This is a genomic window from Actinomyces sp. HMSC075C01 (assembly GCF_001812965.1).
GTDB lineage: Bacteria > Actinomycetota > Actinomycetes > Actinomycetales > Actinomycetaceae > Actinomyces > Actinomyces acetigenes.
The window spans coordinates 175,717-178,396 of the sequence record NZ_KV811040.1 but is presented as its reverse complement, the minus strand read 5'-3'; the positions used below and the strand labels follow the sequence as shown (position 1 = coordinate 178,396).

At 66.2% G+C, this 2,680-nt stretch carries 2 protein-coding genes and 1 pseudogene; all 3 read left to right on the top strand.

Annotated elements, in window-relative coordinates; genetic code table 11:
- Window positions 1–623: 623 nt before the first annotated feature.
- Window positions 624–1,415: an MT-A70 family methyltransferase gene (locus tag HMPREF2883_RS13485; RefSeq protein ID WP_256277499.1), complete on the top strand. Its 792-nt coding sequence runs from the start codon at window positions 624–626 to the stop codon at window positions 1,413–1,415.
- Between the two features lie 51 nt (window positions 1,416–1,466).
- Window positions 1,467–1,661, top strand: coding sequence for a hypothetical protein (locus HMPREF2883_RS13480; protein WP_256277498.1), 195 nt, complete (start codon window positions 1,467–1,469; stop codon window positions 1,659–1,661).
- Window positions 1,662–2,228: 567 nt separating this feature from the next.
- Window positions 2,229–2,680 (top strand): annotated as a pseudogene (locus HMPREF2883_RS13475) (hypothetical protein); the annotation flags it as partial.

Sequence of the window (2,680 nt, the reverse complement as noted above, 5' to 3'; positions counted from 1 at the left end):
CGGAGCGAATGGTGACGGCACCAGTGGTGAGCCGGCGGCTGGCACGCCCCGTCCCTTCTGGCCGGCTCACGCGCCCTCGCGTCGCCCGCCGCGGCCGCGCCCCAGGCGGTGCACGCAGCAGCGACCGGCTCGGTCGGACGAGCGGCAGCCGTGAGCGTCTGCATCCCAGCATGGCGCTGCGTCGACGACCCGCTGACCGTTCGGATGCCGTCGCAATCGTCAGCAATCCTCACCCACGTGCTGCGTCGTTTTCGCCTGCTTGTTGCAAAAACTACAGCACCGACTTTCGTGGCCATTAAATGGCGTGTGTGTCCATTTTGTTTCCTGGGGTGGCACCACAGAAACGGCTCAAAAGCGGTACGTGTCGCGTCGCTTGGTAATAGTGAATCCGGAGGCCTTGCAACAAACAAGTGTTCGTGGAATGTATGGGATAAGGGCAACCGGCTGCCGATGCGCGAAAAGCTAGCAGTGGGATAGCCCGGAGCAAATAGCACGTATGAACAAAAAGGAGGGACACTATGCAGCAGACGAAACAAGCAGCCCGGCGATGTGCTGGGGGAGCGGCGGCTCGGCACGGTGAGGCGGCCAGGCAGGCCAGCGTAGCAGTGATACCAGGTGCTGGCATGGCACGACCGGGCGACGCGGTGAGCGCTGGAGCTGCCACCAGCGCTACGGTGCTCAGCCAAGACTGCACGGGTAATGCCGCCGGTAGCGACAGGAAAGCCGGCGTGCCGACCGGGGGCACTGGCTCATCATCCGCCATCCCTGGCCTGCCGCCTGGCGGCTTTGCCACCATCTTGGTCGATCCGCCCTGGCCGGCTCAGAGTGGTGAGAAGCACTACCGGACGATGAGCCTGGCGCGGATCAAGGCCCTGCCGGTGGGACGCTTGGCGGCCCGTGATGCCCATCTGTGGCTGTGGACGACCAACGCGCTCTTGCCGAGGGCGTATGAGGTGGCCGAGGCCTGGGGCTTTACAGTGCGCAGCCCCCTGACCTGGGTGAAGTTCCGCCTTGGCCTGGGTGGCCGCTACCAGCTGCGTAACGCCACCGAGCAGCTGCTGTTCTGTACCCGAGGGAGAGCTCCGCTGGGGTCGCGCTCTCAGCCGACCTGGTTTAACGCCCCCGTCACTGAGCACTCACGCAAGCCGGCTGAGCAGTTCGCCATTATCGAGCGGGTCAGCCCTGGGCCGTACCTGGAGCTGTTCGCCCGCCGCAGGCCAGAGTCGAACCAGCCCTGGGCGGTGTGGGGCGACCAAGTAGCGAGCGACATCCGTATCCCCGGCTTTGCCGTGCCGCGGTACAGCGAACGCGTTGAGAAGGCGGAAGCGATGCCGCAGACGGCGGTGGCTGGTGCGTCCTGTGGTGACGACAGAGATGACAGTGCTGTCGGTACCGGCAAGGAGGTAACGCGATGAGTCGGCCGTGGCGAGACAAGTACCCAATTCGCAGTCTTCGAGGAGATGGTGATGATGAGCGATTCGAGGCGTTCTCTGCCTGGCAGCCTGCTGCGATGCGGCGTCGGCCTGCTCCTGATCGCGATGGGGCTGAGGTGGATCGTCGCCATCGTGCAAAGCAGCTGGCCCTGGCTCGTCGGGCTGCTCGCCGTGAGCGCCGCCGCCTGGCTGGCAGTGCGCTGGTGGCGCAGCCGACGGGAGTGGTGAGGGAGCCGAGCAGAAGCGAGCGGCAGACAAATCGGTGTTATCAGGCGGAACAGGCTGAGCAGCGGCATCAGTCGCGATGGGATGGTCGCAGCTCGAGTCCCGCGCTTGATACTGAGACAGCCAGCCGGAATCGACGCACTCACTCCACTGCTGCAGACCGCCGAAAGAACGGTGGACGGCCTCACTCCTCAAGGAGGCACTCATGATGGTCCGTTACGCCGGTGGTCGGCCTGGTTCGTCGCGCCAGGTGCGGCTGGTGCCGGTGCGGCAAAGCGGCATGGATCACCGGGCGGTGGCACGGATTGTGCTGGCTTTGGCGCGGCAGATGGCGACGGAGGCGGATGAGGCTGTCGAGTTGTCGACTGAGCAGACAGGATCTCGGCGACCTGGCGCAATGCGTGCGGCCAGCTCGATGTCGGCACGGCACTGCATGACAGAACGTCTCCCGCATTGTCGTCAAACCAGTGCTCATCACTCGGCTTATGAATCTGCTACGGCTGGCTGCTCCAGTTCCTCCTCGTCCGACGAGGCCACTGCTCCCTCCTCCACGTCGGGAGGCACCCCGTGATGGCCCGCCCCACTCGCCCCCTGGTGTGGCACCAACTGCAGTTTGCCCTGCCGCTCGCCCAGGACACAGCGGTCGGTTTGGTGGAGCGCATTCTGGCGGATGGTTCGCTTGGTCGGGTGGTGCTGGAGCTGCGCGCTGCGGGTGGTCAGGCGGTCTGGGCGGTGGGCTCGCGCGCGGGTGAGCGGTTGGTCTCTGTGGTGCGGGAGCTAGTGCCGGGCTGCCGGGTGTCGCGTGGAGTGTCGCGGCGGACGGTGGATCAGGCGGTGGTGGTGTCAGCCCGGCCGGTGGGAACGCTGCTGGCGACGGAGCGGTTGGCGGCGGTGGTGCGAGCGGTGTTGGCTGCAATGGCGGTGACGGCTGAGGGTGAGGAGCTGGTGGTTCAGCTGCAGCTGGGACGGCGCTTTGCCCCGGAGGCTTTGGGGCGGGTGGAGCCGCAGGGCTGGCTGGAGCT